The sequence below is a fragment of the Rathayibacter sp. AY1C9 genome (assembly GCF_002932315.1).
Classification (GTDB): domain Bacteria; phylum Actinomycetota; class Actinomycetes; order Actinomycetales; family Microbacteriaceae; genus Rathayibacter.
Genome location: NZ_PSVZ01000001.1, coordinates 77,259 through 92,316 on the forward strand (window position 1 = coordinate 77,259; position 15,058 = coordinate 92,316).

A 15,058-nucleotide genomic window follows, 5' to 3' on the forward strand; every position below is an offset into this window, starting at 1 on the left:
GATAGCGAGCCGCGGTCAGGTCGTGTAGGCCGAGGGGTCGAACCGGCCGAGCTCCTCGCGGAAGGCGAAGGCGAAGTCGGGCCAGAGCAGGGTGAGTCGCCGGTTGTCGTCCAGGTACCAGCTCTCGCAGCCGCCGTTGGTCCAGACGGTGTCGGCGCTGAGGGCGTCGAGGCGGGCGACGGAGGCGGCCTCGGCCTCGGCGGTGACCTCGAGCCGGTCGGCGCCGGAGACCGCGAGGTGGTCGAGCGCGGCGAGCACGTAGGCGATCTGCGTCTCGATCATGTGCACCGCGGAGTTGTGGCCGAGGCTCGCGTTGGGGCCGTTGACGACGAAGAGGCTCGGGAAGCCGTGGACCGCGGTCGACTCGTACGCGACCATGCCGTCGGCCCAGCGGTCGGCGAGGAGGACGCCGCCGCGGCCGCGGATGCGCCGGGCGAAGGGCGGCCGCGTGGAGTGGAAGCCGGTCGCGAAGACGAGCACGTCGACCCTGTGCGGGACGCCGTCGTCGCCGAGCGCGGCGCCCTCCTCGATGCGCCGGAGCGGACCGGGGACGACGCGGACGTGCGGCTGCGCGAGAGCGGGGTAGTAGTCGTCCGAGAGGAGCACGCGCTTGCAGCCGATCTCGTAGTCCGGAGTCAGCACGGCGCGGAGCGCGGGATCGATGATCTGCGCCTCGAGGTGGCCGAGCGCCTCCGCCCGCAGCCGATCGATGGCCTCGGGCACGGCGACGCGGCCGGCGAAGCCGAGCTCGGCGCGCCAGAACAGCTCCTCGCGGAGCCTCGCCAGGGCCCCGGGCGCGCGGGAGAGGGCTCGGCGCTCCTCCGGCGGGTACGGGCGGTTCCGGCGGGGGACGACGTACGGGGCCGAGCGCTGGAAGAGCACCACCTCGGCGGCGCGCTCGGCGAGGTGCGGCACGATCTGCACGGCGGAGGCGCCCGAGCCGACGATGCCGATGCGCTTCCCGTCGAGATCGACGTCGTCCCGCCAGCGTGCGGAGTGGAAGGCGGGACCCGCGAACGAATCCAGGCCCGGGACGGCCGGGAGGCGGGGCTCGGAGAGGCGCCCCGCGCAGACGAGGAGGACCGCGGCGGAGTAGTCGCCCCGGGAGGTGCGCACCCGCCAGCGGTGCGCCTCCTCGTCGAAGACCGCCTCGAGCACCTCGGTCCCCAGCCGGAGCCGGGGCGCCAGGCCCTCCTTCTCGACGACGCGCTCGAGGTAGGCCTGGATCTCGGCCCCGGGGGCGTAGAACGCCGACCAGTCGGCCTCGGGGGCGAAGGAGTAGGAGTAGAGGTGCGAGGGGATGTCGCAGGAGACCCCGGGGTAGACGTTGTCCCGCCAGGTCCCGCCGATCCGCTCGGCGCGCTCCAGCACGACGAACGAGGTCCCGCCGCGGCGCTCCAGGCGGACCGCGGCTCCGAGCCCGGCGAACCCGGCTCCGATCACGACGACGTCGACGTCCATCAGACCGTCGTCCTCGCCAGGACGCTGCCCGCCGGGTCGCGGTGCGGATCGGCGAGGAAGTGCTCGAGGACGGCGAGGAGCTCGGCGGGCCGCTCGGCGAGCACCGCGTGACCGGCGTCGAGGACGGCGTAGCGGGCGTCGTCGATCGCGCCGAGCAGGGCCTCGGCGCCCTCAACGCCGGCGACGGCGTCGGCGGAGCAGCCGACCACGAGGGCGGGAACCCGGCAGTCCGAGGCGGCCGCAGCGACGTCGGCCCGGGCGGAGGCGGCGAGCATCCTGGCGGCGTCGGCGCCCCACGGGGAGGAGGCGGTGGCCGAGCGGAGGGCGAGGAGCCGAGCGGCCTCCTCCTGCGCGTCGGGCGGCAGCATCGGCCAGAGGCGCGCCGTGCGGAGGAGGCGCTCAGTCGGGCGCAGCCATCCGGCCACGAGGGCGAGGGCGCGCACCCGCCGATCGCCCGCGGCGAGGGCCACGGCGGCTCCGAGCGAGTGGCCGATCAGGACGGCCTCCTCGGCGCCGAGCGCGTCCAAGGAGGCGCGGACCGCGGCGGGTCCGTCGAGCCAGGGGTCGCCGAGATCGGCGAGCTCGAGCGCGGCGACGCGGTGGCGCCGCGCCAGCATCGGCAGCAGCAGCCCGGTGTCGCTCCGCGCGCCCCGGCCGACGCCGGTCAGCAGCAGGACCGCGCGCGGGCTCTCGGCGCCCGCGGTCAGCAGCCGCACGGTGGCGCTGTCCGACTCGATCCGCTCCTCCCGGACCAGCTCGGCTTGGCGCCGCAGGTACTCGGAGCGGGTCATGACGCCCGGCGGGTCCCGCGGACCGGGAGGCGCATCCGCTGAGGACCCGCCGCTGCGACGGGCTCCGCCCGCAGCGCCCTCTCCGGCGCGACCACGCCGTACGTCGTGGTGCGCTGGCGCCAGCCGCGGCCGATCTCGCCGCTCAGCCGGGCGACGGTCGCGATGTCGAGCGAGCGGTAGGCCTCCGCTCCGGCCTCGGGCCGCAGGGCGCCGTCGAGCAGCAGGCCGCCGAGGTCGTCCGCCCCGCCGCGGAGGAGGACCTGCGCCGCGTGCAGTCCGAGCTTGGTCCAGGCGGTCTGCACGTGGGCGATCCGGCCGTGGAGGACGAGCCGTGCGACGGCGTGCACGGCGCGGGTCTCGCGGAGGGTCGGCCCGCCCCGGCTCGCGCGCACCACGGAAGGAGGCGCCTCCGCCGGGACGAAGGGCATCGCGATGAACTCGGTGAAGCCGCCCGTCTCGTCCTGGATCGCCGCGAGCGTGCGCAGGTGCGCGAGCTGCTGCTTGGGGGTCTCGACGTGTCCGTAGACCATGGTCGAGGTGGAGCGGAGGCCGCTGCGGTGCGCGGCCGTGATCGCCTCCCGCCACTCGGCCACGGTCGGGTCCGTCCCCTCGCTCAGGACGGCGCGGACGTCGTCGTCGAGGATGCGGGCGGCGGTCCCCGGGACGGAGTCCACGCCGGCCTCGCGCAGAGCGTCGAGCATCTCGGGCAGGGTTCGGCCCGTGCGCCGGGCGACCTCGAGGATCTCGCCGGGCCGGTAGGCGTGCAGGTGCAGCGAGGGCTGCCGCTGCTTCAGCGTGCGGACGATCAGCAGCAGATCGTCGCCCGGGTGCTCCGGTCCGATCGCGCCCTGGAGGCAGAGCTCGGTGGCGCCGAGCGCGACCGCCTCGTCGGCGAGCTCCTCCAGCCGCTCGACGGTCAGATCGCCGACTCCCCAGAGCGAGGTGTCGATGTTGCGGTTCACGACGACCGAGACCTCGTCGCCGGCGGCGTCGTGCCGCAGGTCGTCCGCCAGAGCGGAGAGGGCGTCGAGGTCGTCGCCGTCGGCTGCGAGCAGGGCGAGGTAGTCGGCGTCCTCGAGACCGGCGGGGTCCGTCTCCGCCCGGGCGAGCACGGCGCCGAGGGCGGGCGCGACCGGTCGGGGCAGGGGGTCGAGCGAGTCGCGGTAGGGCCGGGGGAGGACCGCCGCCGCCTCGTCGGCGAGCCAGGTCCCGCGGTCGGCGAGCGCCTCGACGTAGGGAGCGACGCGCGGATCGATCCAGGTGGCCGAGTCGCGGAGGTACTGCGGGTGGGCGGTCAGCCGCTCGTGCAGCCGGTAGCCGGCCGCCGCGGTGAGCCGCGCGAGGTCGTCGATGTTCGGCCAGGGGCGCTCCGGATTCACGTGATCCGCCGTGAGCGGGCTGACACCGCCCCAGTCGTCGACCCCGGCGCGCAGCAGCAGCCCGAGCTCCTGCTCGTCGGTGAGGTTCGGCGGCGCCTGGATCGTCGCCTCAGCGCCCAGCACGAGGCGCGCGACCGCGACGTTGGCCACGTACTCCTGCAGCTCGAGGTCGACCTCGTTCTGCATGGCCGTCCGCGGCTTCGCGCGGAAGTTCTGGACGATGCACTCCTGCACGTGGCGCCACCGCTCGTGGGACTCGCGGATCGCGAAGAGGGCGTCCGCCCGCTCCGCCGCGTTCTCGCCGATGCCCAGCAGCACGCCGGTGGTGAAGGGGATGCGGCTGCGGCCCGCGTCCTCGAGCACGCGCAGGCGCAGCGCCGGGTCCTTGTCCGGGGAGCCGTAGTGCACACCGCCCTTCTCGGACCAGAGGCGCTCGGCGGTCGTCTCGAGCATCATGCCCATCGAGGGCGCGACCGGGCGGAGCCGCTGCAGCTCGGCCCACGACATCACGCCGGGGTTCAGGTGCGTGACCATGCCCGTCTCGCTCATCACCAGGACGGCCATCGCGCGCACGTACTCGAGCGTTGAGGCGTAGCCGTGCTCGGCGAGCCAGGCGCGGGCGATCGGCCACCGGTCCTCCGGGCGGTCGCCGAGCGTGAACAGGGCCTCCTTGCAGCCGAGCGCGGCACCGGCGCGGGCGACCTCGAGGATCTCCTCCGGCTCCATGAAGGTCGACTCGCGCTTGGCCGCGAGCCCGCCCGGTGTCTCCACGAAGACGCAGTAGTGGCACCGGTCGCGGCAGAGCTTGGTCAGCGGGACGAAGACCTTCCGCGAGTAGGTGACGACGCCGGGCCGTCCGCGGCGGGCGAGTCCGTCGTCGCGCAGGCGGCCGGCGGCCTCCAGCAGCAGGTCGAGGTCGTCGCCGCGCGCGCCGAGGAGCTCCTCGGCGGTCTCGCGCGTCAGCGCCTCGCCGCGGTCGAGCCGGGCGAGCAGGGTGGCCGTGGTCATGCGGGAGCGGCCCTTCCGAAGGGGGTCGTGGCGGAGGCGGGAGGTCAGAGCGCGCGCAGCCGCGGCGCGAGGTCGCGCTCGAAGGCGTCGAAGAAGCGCTGCTGGTCGTCGCCCGGGGCGTGGAAGACCAGGTGGGTGAAGCCCGCGTCGACGTAGGGCTTGATCTGCGCGACCGTCTCCTCGGGGTCGGAGCCGACGATCCAGCGCTTCGCGACCTGCTCGATCGGCAGCTCGTCGGCGGCGCGCTCCATGTCGACCGGATCGGTCAGCGAGTGCTTCTGCTCCGGCGACAGCGAGAGCGGCGCCCAGAAGCGCGTGTTCTCGAGCGCGAGCGCCGGATCGGGATCGTAGGAGAGCTTGATCTCGATCATGCGGTCGATGGTCGAGGAGTCGCGATCGGCCGCCGCGGCGCCCTCCTCGACGGCGGGGAGCAGCTTCTCGGTGTAGAGCTCCATGCCCTTGCCCGACGTGCAGATGAAGCCGTCGCCCGCCCGGCCGGCGTACTTGGCGACGACGGGGCCGCCCGCCGCGATGTAGACCGGCACGCCGCTCTCGGGCTTGTCGTAGATCGACGCCTCGTGCGTGGAGTAGTACTCGCCGTCGAAGGTGACGCGGTCGCCCGCCCAGAGCGCGCGCATGAGCCGCACGGCCTCGCGCAAGCGGGCGAAGCGCTCCTTGAAGTCGGGCCAGGTCTGCTCGCCCGCGCCCTGGTAGCCGGTGGCGACCTCGTTCAGCGCCTCGCCGGTGCCGACGCCGAGCATGATCCGCTCGGGGTAGAGCACGCCGAGCGTGCCGAACGCCTGGGCGATGACGGCGGGGTTGTAGCGGTAGTGCGGGGTCATCACGGAGGTGCCGAGGGTGATGGTGGAGGTGCGCTCACCGGCCGCGGCGAGCCAGGCGAGGGAGAACGGCGCGTGCCCGCCCGTGTGCCGCCACGGCTGGAAGTGGTCCGAGACGACCGCGGTCTCGAAGCCGTGCCGCTCGGCGCCGACCGCGAGCTCGACGAGCTCCCGGGCGCCGAACTGCTCCGCCGATGCCTTGTACCCGAGCGTGATCGTCATCTGCAGCCTTCGTGAGAGGTGGGACGGCCCCCGGAGCGGGAGCGGCCCCTCCATTCTGCGCCTGCCGCGGCGCCCGGCGGGACGGGTGGACGCACCCGGGGGAGGCGTGCCCCGATCCCGCGCTGGGGAGGAGCGTCAGGCCGGCGGAGCGGCGATGTTCACCATCCAGCCGACGCCGTAGCGGTCGACCAGCATCCCGAAGCGGTCGCCCCAGGGCGAGGCGACCAGCGGCTCGACGACCGTGCCGCCCTCGGCCAGGCCGTCCCAGTAGCCGCTCAGCTCGGCGTCGTCGTCGCCGAAGAGCGCGATCGTGATGCGGGCGCCGCTCTCGGCCGGGCTCGAGGAGGGGGAGTCGGAGCCCATCAGGATCATCCCGCTCGGCGTGACGAGCTGGGCGTGCATGATCCGGTCCTGGTCGGCCGGATCCGCGCTCATCCCGAAGTCGCCGAAACGGCTGGAGCTGAGCTCGCCGCCGAGGACGTCCCGGTAGAACTCCATCGCCTCCTGCGCGGAGCCGTCGAAGCCGATGTAGGGGCTCAGTGAAGTGGGCACGGCACCCCTTTCCGTCGAGGTGCGCCCAGTATCTCCGCGTCCCGACGCGAGCACCAGGGGCGTCCTGCAGAAGGTCCGTCCCCGGCCCTCAGAGCTCGTCGCGGGTGGGCGGGTTCGCGCCGGAGCGGGAGGTCGTGATGCCGGCGACGTGCGCGGCGTGGCGGCCGATCGCGTGCAGGGCGGGGCCGTCGAGGAGCATCCCGTTCGCGGCGCCGAGGCCCTGGCGGAACGCCTCGTCGAGGATCGCGCCCATCGCGGAGTCGCCGGCGCCGATCGTGTCCGCCACCACGATCCGGGCGGCGGGCACGGTCACCCGCGTGACGGCCGAGGCCAGCAGCAGTCCCTCCGCGCCGCGGGTGACGACCGCGAGCTGCGACCCGAGGGAGAGCAGCCTGCTGAGGATCTCGTCGAGCTGCATCGTCGGGTAGAGCCACTCCGCGTCCTCGTCGCTGAGCTTAACGACCTCGCACGCGGCGGCGATCCGCTCGAAGCGCGCGAGCGCCTCGGCGTGCGCGCCGACCAGAGCCGGACGGATGTTCGCGTCGACGCTCGCCGTCACTCCGGCGGGCAGAGCCTCGAGGAGCCCGAGCACGGCGGATCCGCCCGGCTCGAGGAAGATCGCGATGGAGCCGGTGTGGACGTGGGAGGCGCCCTCCGGGTCCGCCGCCGGCGGGTTCCAGGAGAGGTCGAAGACGTAGCGGGCCGACCCGTCCGCGGCGAGGACCGCCCGAGCGGTGCTGGTGCGCTCCGAGTCGCCGTGCCGGACCTCCACGCCGGAGGCCTCGAGGTGGGCGCTGATGCGGCGGCCGCGCTCGTCGTCGGCGATGTCGGTGACGAGGGTCGCGGGCCGCCCGAGTCGGGCGAGCGTGAGGGCGACGTTGGCCGGGGAGCCGCCGACGTGCTCCGTGGCGCTGCCGTCGCGCTCGACGATGTCGATCAGCGCCTCGCCGATGACCAGGGTGCGGGAAGCCGGGCTGACGCGCTCGTCGGTGGAGGACATGCCGACATCATGCCGGGTGACGGGGTCGCCCCGCGACGCGCGGGGCCGACCGGCGCGAGCGGCTCGCGTCCCGCCCGCGGTCTCAGACCCGGTCGCGCAGGTCCGCCAGCACCGCGTCCACGGTCGTGATCTCAATCAGCGGCGCGTACAGGGACATGGCGTCGAGCGCGCGCTGGTGGTCAGCCTCGGAGGCGCCCGCGCAGGCGTCCGCGGCGACCCTGACCCGCACTCCGGCGTCCGCGGCTGCCAGCGCCGTCGAGAGCACGCAGCAGTCGGTCGAGACGCCGGTGAGCACGAGCTCGCGGGAGTCGTCGAGCTCGGCCTCGAGCTCCGGCCCCCACTTGCCGAAGGTCGTGGCGGTGATCGTGCGGTGGCCCTCGAACCCGGCCACGAGCTCGTAGAGCCGGTCGCTCTCGGGGACGAGCGCGAACGGCCACTCGCGGTAGTAGGGGATCCACGCGCCGGCGGGCCGATCCGGGGCGACGAAGCGGGTGGTCACGACCCGCTCGCCGAACGCCGGGAGGAGCCGGCGGGTCCCCTCGGCCGCGCGCTCGAATCCGCCGGATCCCCACGGCGACTCGGCGTCGGCGAAGACGTGCTGCAGGTCGATCGCGACGAGCAGGCTCACGCCGAGGCCTCCTGGCGGCGGACGGCCCCGCGCGAGAGGGCGAGCGTTCCCGCGAAGCCGATCACGAGCGCCACGAGGACGCCGAGGTTGGCGCCGGCCCAGTCGCCGTCGCGGCCGCCGAGCGAGCCGAGGAGGTAGCCCTCCCACTCGAACCCGGGGGAGTAGTTGACCACCAGGCCCCAGCCGACGATCGCGCCGATCAGCACGAGGGCCACGGGGACCGCCGAGACGCTGCCGTAGCGGCCGCGGGAGTTGTACAGGGCTTCCTGGTCGTAGTCGCGCCGGCGGAGGAGGAGGTCGGCGAGGAACACGCCGAGCCAGGCCGCGATCGGCACGCCGAGGGTGATCAGGAAGCCCTGGAACGGGCCGAGGAAGTCGCCCGCGACGAACACGACGTAGACCGCTCCGAGGACCATCAGCACGCCGTCGATCCCGGCGGCCACCGGCCGCGAGACCTTGAGCCCCGTGCTGAGCAGCGCCAGGCCCGAGGAGTAGATGTCCATCACGGCCCCGCCGATCAGGCCGAGCAGCGCGACGACGATGAAGGGGAGCAGGAACCAGGTCGGCAGGATCCCGGCGAGCGCTCCGATCGGGTCCGCGGCGATCGCGTCCGAGAGCTCCTGCGAGGAGCCGGCCAGCAGCAGGCCGACGACCACCAGCACGACGGGCGCGACCGCTCCGCCGATCGTCGTCCACGCGATCACTCCGCTCGTGCGGGCCCCGCGGGGGAGGTAGCGGGAGTAGTCTGCCGCGGCGTTCACCCAGCCCAGCCCGAAGCCGGTCATCATGAACACGAGCCCGCCGATGACCGCGGCGGCCGAGCCCGCGGGCAGGGCGCCGACGGCAGCGAGGTCGATCCGGTCGAGGACGAGCACGACGTAGACCACGGTCAGCACGGCGGTCGCGACGGTGATCGCGAGCTGGAGCCGCATGATCAGGCGGAAGCCCGCGATCCCGGCGATCACGATGAGCGCGGCGACCACGATCAGCGCGACCACCTTGGTGAGCACGCCCCCGTCCCAGCCGAACTCCTCGAACACCGTCGCCGTCGCGAGCACCGCGAGGGAGGCCAGCACCGTCTCCCAACCCACCGTGAGCAGCCAGGAGATCACCGAGACGAGGCGGTTGCCGTCGACCCCGAAGGCTGCCCGGCTGAGCACCATCGTGGGGGCGGAGCCGCGCTTGCCGGCGACGGCGACCAGACCACAGAAGAGGAACGAGACGACGATCCCGATCACGCTGACGAGCGTCGCCTGCCCGAAGGAGAGGCCGAAGCCGAGGAGGAAGGAGCCGTAGCTCAGCCCGAGCACGGACACGTTCGCGGCGAACCACGGCCAGAACAGGTCGCGAGGGCGGCCGTGCCGCTCCGACTCCTGGATCGTGTCGAGGCCGTTGAGCTCGATGCCGCTTGCGGGGCGGGTGCTCGGACGATCGGGGGAGGTCATCGCGTCCTCGTTCTCACGGGTGCCGGCCCTGCGCCGGAGCTGTGACGAACCTACAGCGCCCCGCGCTCGAACAGCAGCCGGAGCGATTCGAGGTCGTCCGCGACCCGCGCGCAGTCCTCGTCCCAGTCGTCGAGGCTCATCCCGGGGCGCCGCCGCACGGTGAAGGCCACCTCGGCGCCGTTCCCGTTCACGAGCACCCCGAGCGGATTGTCCACCACCGTCCCGTCGGGGAGCGTGACCTCGTGGTCCGCGACGCCGAACGGGTTCTGCGGGGCGAAGCGCACCTCGACCCGGCCCATCGGCGAGTCGGCGAACCAGCGTCCGTCGACCTCTTCGAGCGCGGCGGAGGCGAGGCCCGCGGCCCACCGCGGGAGGTTCGCCGGGTCGGAGACGAAGGCGTACACCTCCGCGGCCGGAGCCTCGATCACGACGCCCACGGGGCGCGATTCGTACAGGGTCATCCGCTCGTCCTTCCTCTGCAGCCGGTCAGTGCTCGTCGCCGAAGCTGGCGACCAGCAGCGCGGCGAGCGCCGTCCGCTCCAGCATGCCCTCGATGCCGATCGCCTCGCTGCGCGCGTGCGCACCCTCGCCCGGGGCGCCGAGCCCGTCGAGGACCGGCAGGCCCAGCGCGGCGACGAGGTTGCCGTCGCTCGCCCCGCCGACCGCGATCTCGCGGAGGGGGACGTCGATCCGCTTCGCGACCCGCTCGGCCCTGCGGTAGAGCGCGGCGACGGAGGCGGTCCGCTCGAAGACGGGCCGCTCCCAGGAGCCGCGCACCTCCAGCCGGATGCGCGGGTCGGCGGCGGCGAGCGCGTCGAGCTCGGCCTCGACGCGGGCGGCCTCGGCGGATCCGCGGATCCGCGCCTCCAGCTCCAGGCGCACGCGGGCCGTCGTCACGTTGACCCGCGAGCCGCCGGAGACCACTCCGATGTTGACCGAGGTGCCCTCCTCCTCCCGCGCGATCGCCAGCACCCGCGGGATCAGCGAGCCGAGCTCGTGGATCGCGCTCGCCCCCTTCTCCGGTTCGACCCCGGCGTGCGCCTCGACGCCGACCACGTCGATCACGAAGCGCCCGATGCCCTTGCGCGCCGTCTTGACCGCGTCGCCGATCGCGCCCTCGAACACCAGGACCGCGTCGGCGCCTGCGCACTGCCGCTCCAGGAACGGGCGGGAGGCGGCGCTGCCGATCTCCTCGTCCCCGCTCATCACCAGGCGGACGGCCGGATGCGGGATGCCGGCGTGGCGGAGCGCGGCCACCAGCCACACCATCTGCACCAGCCCGGCCTTCATGTCGTAGCTGCCCGGTCCGCTCAGGCGGTCGCCGTCGACGGCGAAGGGCCAGGAGCGGGTCGTGCCCAGGGGCCACACCGTGTCGTAGTGGCCGAGCAGCGCCACGAACGGACGCGTGCCCCGGTGCGGTCTCGCGCCGCCGCTCGCCGGGACGGTCCAGCTGGTCGCGGTCGGCGCGTCCTGCGCACGCCGGTGCTGCACGTCGGCGTCGTGCCCGAGCCGCTCTCCCACCCAGTGCACCAGGAAGGCGTGCAGCTCGCCGAGCGCCTCGAGGGAGTCGCTGGGGCTCTCGATCATCACGAGGTGCCGGACGTCGTCGAGCATCCGCGAGCGGTTGTCGCGGAGGAAGGAGCGCACGCGGGCGGCGTCGTCGGCATCGGGGAAGGTCATCGACTCCGGAGTACCAGAGTGCGGCCGCTCGCGCGAACCGGCTGAACCGTTCGGGCCCCCGTTACGTTGGTGCAGGAAGAGGTGGAGATGTCCGAGGATCAGGCCCAGATGCTGCGTGCGCTGCACGACGAGCACGCCAGCGCGCTCTGGCGGTTCGTGCTGCGCCTGACCGGCGACCGCCAGATGGCGGAGGACGTCGTGCAGGAGGCGCTGCTGCGCGCCTGGAAGCACCCCGAGATCCTCGCCCAGGGCGAGGCCGCCGCCCGCTCCTGGCTCTACACCGTGGCCCGGAACCTCGTCATCGACGACCGCCGCAGCGCCCGCTACGCCCGGGAGCTGGGCACGGACGAGGTCCCCGACCGCCCGACCGCCGACCGCACCGACCAGGTGCTCGACGCCTGGCTGCTCTCGGACGCGCTCAGCGGACTGAGCCACGACCACCGCGCCGTCATCGTGCACGCCTACTACGGCGGCCGCACGGTCACCGAGATCGCCGCGCTGCTGGGGATCGCCCCGGGCACCGTCAAGTCGCGGATGCACTACGGGATGCGGGCCCTCAAGCTCGCACTGCAGGAGCGGGGGGTGACGGAGCTGTGAGCCGCGACCCCTCCTCCGACGACCGGCACGACGACCCCTTCCGCGACTGGGACGCCGCGTACCTCCTCGGATCCCTGACCGCTGCCGACCGCCGCGAGTACGAGCTGCACCTGCGCGCCTGCCCCGGCTGCCGCGAGTCCCTCGCCGAGTTCGTCCCGCTGCCGGGCCTGCTGGCCCACCTGCCCCAGGACGAGGCGATGCGCCTCGTCGAGGAGCCGGAGGCGGCCGGCGATCCGGCTCCGGCGGCACTGCTGACCCGCCTCGCCGCGGCCACCGACTCCGTCCGCCGCCGGACGCGGCTGCGCATCGCGGGCCTGGTGCTCGCCGCCGCGGGCGTCTCGGCCGCCGCCGCCGTCGCCCTGCCGCTCGCGATCGGCCCGTCCCTCGCCCCCGTCGAGACCGTCGGCTCGACCGTCTCGCTCGCCGCGGCTCCGGGCGTCCCCGTCGAGGCCTCCGTGCGGTTCGTGCCGCAGCAGTGGGGCACGCGGATCGACATGGACTGCAGCTGGGCCGACACGGCCGAGCAGTACGCGGGCTCGGCCGGCTACGTCCTCTACGTCACGGACACCTCGGGCGGCACCGAGGCCGTCGGATCGTGGACGAGCGCGCCGGGGACGACGATGGAGCCCAGCCTCGCCACCGGGCTCCCGCTGTCCGAGATCGCCTCGGTCGAGGTGCGGCTGCAGGGATCGGACACCGTCGTGCTCACCGGCCGCCCCTGAGCGGGCCGCCGGATTCCCAGGTGCGCGCTCGGCGGACTGAGTAGCTTCTCAGTCATGACGATCGCGACCCTCGCCCTCGCCCCCGCCTCCGTGGCGACCGCCTCCTCCTCCGACAGCATCGACGAGCTCTCCGGGCTCGTCGGCGTCGCCGCGCGGGTGATCGCCGCGCTCGGAGAGGCGGGCGTCGGCCTGCTGACGCTGATCGAGACGGTGTTCCCGCCGATCCCGAGCGAGCTCGTGCTGCCGCTGGCCGGCTTCCTCGCCCAGCAGGGCCGGATGAACCTGGTGCTGGTCGTGATCACGGCGACCCTCGGCGCCTACCTCGGCGGCCTGATCCTCTACGCGCTCGGCCACCGCATCGGCACGGAGCGCTCGATCCGCCTGCTCTCCAAGCTCCCGCTGGTCGACCGCGAGGACTTCGAGAAGGCGGTCGGCTGGTTCCGCCGGCACGGCACCTGGGCGGTCCTCTTCGGTCGCCTCATCCCGGGCGTGCGCAGCCTCATCTCGCTCCCCGCGGGGGCCGAGCGGATGAACCTGCTGCTGTTCTCGGGACTGACGATCCTCGGCTCCGGCGTCTGGAACGGCCTGCTGATCGGCCTCGGCGCGGCCCTCGGCACGCAGTACGAGCTCGTCGACCAGTACGCGGGCGTGCTCGACGCGATCATCTACAGCGCGTTCGGCGTGCTGCTGCTCGCGCTCGTGGTGCGCCGCGTGCGGCGGCACCGTGCCGCGGCGCGCACCGGATCGCGCCACTGACCTGAGTCCTCGGGCGGGCGGGCGCAAGGCCCCGCGCCACCCCGCCCCGGTGCCCTAACGTTCGAGGGGTCCGCACTTCCCGACGCGAAGGAACGCCATGTCCGAGACCGCCGCGCCCACGATGTCCCGCACCTCCGTCGAGCGCTGGTGGATCATCGCCGTCTCGCTGATCGCGATCGTGCTCGGCGTCATCGCCGTCCTGATCCCCGGCCCGACGCTGCTGACCGTCGCCATCGTCTTCGGCATCCACCTGATCGCCGCGGGCGTCTTCCGCCTGCTGCTGGCCTTCACCGCCTCGCGGCTCGATGCCCGGGTGCGCTGGCTCGCGGGCCTGCTCGGCGCCCTGATCCTGGTCGCGGGCATCCTGTGCCTGTCGAACCCGTTCGAGTCGCTGAGCGTCCTGGGCCTCGTGATCGGCGCGGGCTGGATCCTCGACGGCGTCTCGAGCATCACCAGCGGCCGCACCGTCGCCGGCCCCGCGTGGCTGCCGATCGCGGCAGGGATCGCCTCGGTCATCGCGGGCGTCCTGACGATCATCATGCCCGTGCTGGCGCTGGCCTCCTTCGTGACGGTCGCGGCCATCCTGCTGATCGTCGTGGGCGTCTCGGGCCTGCTCCTGCTCCCGGGCCGCACGAAGCGCCCCGAGAGCGCCGAGGCGTAGAACGCGCGGATGGCCGATCCCGATCTCGTCCCCGAGCTGCTCGTCGCCGACCTCGACCGGAGCCTCGGGTTCTGGTGCGGTCCCTGCGGGTTCCGGATCCACTACGCCCGGCCCGAGGAGGGCTTCGCGTACCTGGTCCTCGGCTCCGCGCACGTGATGCTCGAAGAGGCGGGGCGGGGCCGCAACTGGATCGCGGCACCGCTGGAGCGCCCGCTCGGCCGGGGGATGAACCTGCAGCTGCACGTCGACGACGCCGACCGGACGGCAGCGGCGCTCGCCGAGGCCGGGACGCCGCTGTTCTCGCCGCTCGAGACCCGCTGGTACCGGGTCGGAGCGGAGGAGGCGGGCGTCCGTCAGCTGGTGGTGGCCGATCCGGACGGGTACCTGCTGCGGTTCCAGTCGTCGCTCGGACGCCGACCGGCCCGAGCGGACGTCCCCGTCGCTCCCTGACCGGCCGACTGCGCCACCATCCGCTCGGCTCAGGACGTCATGCCAGCGAGTGACGACCGTGACACCGCGAGGCTGGTTCCCTCGGAGACATGACGCAGCACCCCGCCACCGCGACCCTCCCGCAGGTCCCGGCCGCCGCCCTCTCCGAGCCCGCGATCGAGCAGGCCGCCTCTGCCAAGCACGAGCCCCTCGTCCGTCCGGCGGACCTGGTGTCGGCGCTCACGGGCGTCGCGCTCAGCTTCTTCTCCCTCTTCGTCTACGCCATCGCGCACTGGCAGTACTTCGGCACGGACGTCGACGAGGTGAGCGTCCTCGGCTGGCTCGCGCCGCTGATCGCCGGCGTCGCCTGCCTGCTGTCGGCCGTCGTGTCCGTCGGGGTCCGCGCCTCCGGGCGCCGCGCCGAGCGGACCGCGGCATGATCCCCGTCCTCGCCGGGCCCGGCCTCGAGGCCGCGGAGCAGCTCCTCGTCCGCGCCGGATGCCTCCGCCCCGAGCACCCGTGGGCGGCTGGTGCCGCCACGGAGGCCGCGCCGCGGATCGACTTCGCCGTCCTCGTCGAGCAGGCGTGCCTCCTCGACCTCTCGGAGGAGGCGGTCGCGCGCATCGCCGTGTCGCTCGCCACCGGCCGCCCCGTCGATCTGCGGAGCGCCTTCGGGCATCTCACGCGCGACCACGCCCGGCTCGTCATGACCGCGGTCGCCGCGGCCGCCGGGCACGACCGCGTGAGCAGCCGGATCCGCGTGGTCGGCGACGAGCGCCGGGTCGAGACGGCGCCGCCCCTGGCCGTCTGGCACTCCTGACCCCCGCCCGCCCCGATCGGGCGGGCGCGCTCGCCGATCCGACCCGGCGCTCCGCGTGCCTCCGATGC

General features: G+C 74.1%; 17 protein-coding genes. 7 read left to right on the forward strand and 10 right to left on the reverse strand.

Annotated features, from left to right (window positions below):
* Positions 1–15: 15 nt before the first annotated feature.
* The 10 genes from C5D09_RS00440 to C5D09_RS00485 all read right to left on the reverse strand — a co-directional run bounded on the left by C5D09_RS00440 (position 16) and on the right by C5D09_RS00485 (position 11,005).
* Positions 16–1,461, reverse strand: coding sequence for an NAD(P)/FAD-dependent oxidoreductase (locus tag C5D09_RS00440; protein ID WP_104268376.1), 1,446 nt, complete (start codon positions 1,459–1,461; stop codon positions 16–18).
* Positions 1,461–2,252, reverse strand: a complete 792-nt coding sequence (locus C5D09_RS00445) for an alpha/beta fold hydrolase (RefSeq protein ID WP_104268377.1) — start codon at positions 2,250–2,252, stop codon at positions 1,461–1,463. The genes C5D09_RS00440 and C5D09_RS00445 overlap by 1 nt, the downstream gene beginning before the upstream one ends.
* Positions 2,249–4,639: a 7,8-didemethyl-8-hydroxy-5-deazariboflavin synthase CofG gene (gene cofG / locus C5D09_RS00450; protein WP_104268378.1), complete on the reverse strand. Its 2,391-nt coding sequence runs from the start codon at positions 4,637–4,639 to the stop codon at positions 2,249–2,251. Before cofG ends, C5D09_RS00445 begins: the two co-directional genes overlap by 4 nt.
* Positions 4,640–4,683: 44 nt before the next feature.
* On the reverse strand, positions 4,684–5,700 hold the full coding sequence (gene fgd, locus C5D09_RS00455) for a glucose-6-phosphate dehydrogenase (coenzyme-F420) (protein ID WP_181067747.1): 1,017 nt from the start codon (positions 5,698–5,700) through the stop codon (positions 4,684–4,686).
* Positions 5,701–5,835: 135 nt separating this feature from the next.
* Positions 5,836–6,252, reverse strand: a complete 417-nt coding sequence (locus C5D09_RS00460) for a VOC family protein (RefSeq protein ID WP_104246718.1) — start codon at positions 6,250–6,252, stop codon at positions 5,836–5,838.
* A gap of 88 nt (positions 6,253–6,340) precedes the next feature.
* On the reverse strand, positions 6,341–7,252 hold the full coding sequence (locus tag C5D09_RS00465) for a carbohydrate kinase (protein ID WP_104246717.1): 912 nt from the start codon (positions 7,250–7,252) through the stop codon (positions 6,341–6,343).
* Between the two features lie 82 nt (positions 7,253–7,334).
* Positions 7,335–7,880 carry a cysteine hydrolase family protein gene (locus C5D09_RS00470; protein ID WP_104246716.1) on the reverse strand — a complete coding sequence of 182 codons (546 nt, stop codon included), beginning with the start codon at positions 7,878–7,880 and terminating at the stop codon, positions 7,335–7,337.
* Positions 7,877–9,325 carry a cytosine permease gene (locus tag C5D09_RS00475; RefSeq protein ID WP_104268379.1) on the reverse strand — a complete coding sequence of 483 codons (1,449 nt, stop codon included), beginning with the start codon at positions 9,323–9,325 and terminating at the stop codon, positions 7,877–7,879. The genes C5D09_RS00470 and C5D09_RS00475 overlap by 4 nt, the downstream gene beginning before the upstream one ends.
* Positions 9,326–9,375: 50 nt before the next feature.
* Complete coding sequence (locus C5D09_RS00480) at positions 9,376–9,786, reverse strand: SRPBCC family protein (RefSeq protein WP_104268380.1); 411 nt, start codon at positions 9,784–9,786, stop codon at positions 9,376–9,378.
* A 25-nt stretch (positions 9,787–9,811) separates the two neighbouring features.
* Complete coding sequence (locus C5D09_RS00485) at positions 9,812–11,005, reverse strand: M20/M25/M40 family metallo-hydrolase (RefSeq protein WP_104268381.1); 1,194 nt, start codon at positions 11,003–11,005, stop codon at positions 9,812–9,814.
* 87 nt (positions 11,006–11,092) lie between these two features.
* Here C5D09_RS00485 and C5D09_RS00490 point away from each other — a divergent pair, with 87 nt between their 5' ends.
* The 7 genes from C5D09_RS00490 (at position 11,093) to C5D09_RS00520 (ending at position 14,990) form a co-directional block, all read left to right on the forward strand.
* Positions 11,093–11,602 (forward strand): sigma-70 family RNA polymerase sigma factor, encoded by a 510-nt coding sequence (locus tag C5D09_RS00490; protein ID WP_104268382.1) that lies wholly within the window; start codon positions 11,093–11,095, stop codon positions 11,600–11,602.
* Positions 11,599–12,324, forward strand: a complete 726-nt coding sequence (locus tag C5D09_RS00495) for an anti-sigma factor (RefSeq protein WP_104225071.1) — start codon at positions 11,599–11,601, stop codon at positions 12,322–12,324. The genes C5D09_RS00490 and C5D09_RS00495 overlap by 4 nt, the downstream gene beginning before the upstream one ends.
* Positions 12,325–12,378: 54 nt before the next feature.
* The gene (locus C5D09_RS00500; RefSeq protein WP_104225072.1) at positions 12,379–13,080 is read left to right on the forward strand and encodes a DedA family protein; all 702 of its coding nucleotides are present in this window, start codon (positions 12,379–12,381) and stop codon (positions 13,078–13,080) included.
* 97 nt (positions 13,081–13,177) lie between these two features.
* Entirely contained in the window at positions 13,178–13,741 is a 564-nt protein-coding gene (locus tag C5D09_RS00505) for an HdeD family acid-resistance protein (RefSeq protein WP_104225073.1), read from the forward strand.
* 9 nt (positions 13,742–13,750) lie between these two features.
* The gene (locus tag C5D09_RS00510) at positions 13,751–14,191 is read left to right on the forward strand and encodes a VOC family protein (RefSeq protein WP_104225074.1); all 441 of its coding nucleotides are present in this window, start codon (positions 13,751–13,753) and stop codon (positions 14,189–14,191) included.
* Positions 14,192–14,280: 89 nt separating this feature from the next.
* Positions 14,281–14,610 carry a hypothetical protein gene (locus C5D09_RS00515; RefSeq protein ID WP_104268383.1) on the forward strand — a complete coding sequence of 110 codons (330 nt, stop codon included), beginning with the start codon at positions 14,281–14,283 and terminating at the stop codon, positions 14,608–14,610.
* On the forward strand, positions 14,607–14,990 hold the full coding sequence (locus C5D09_RS00520) for a hypothetical protein (RefSeq protein ID WP_104268384.1): 384 nt from the start codon (positions 14,607–14,609) through the stop codon (positions 14,988–14,990). Before C5D09_RS00515 ends, C5D09_RS00520 begins: the two co-directional genes overlap by 4 nt.
* The last annotated feature ends 68 nt before the right edge of the window (positions 14,991–15,058 follow it).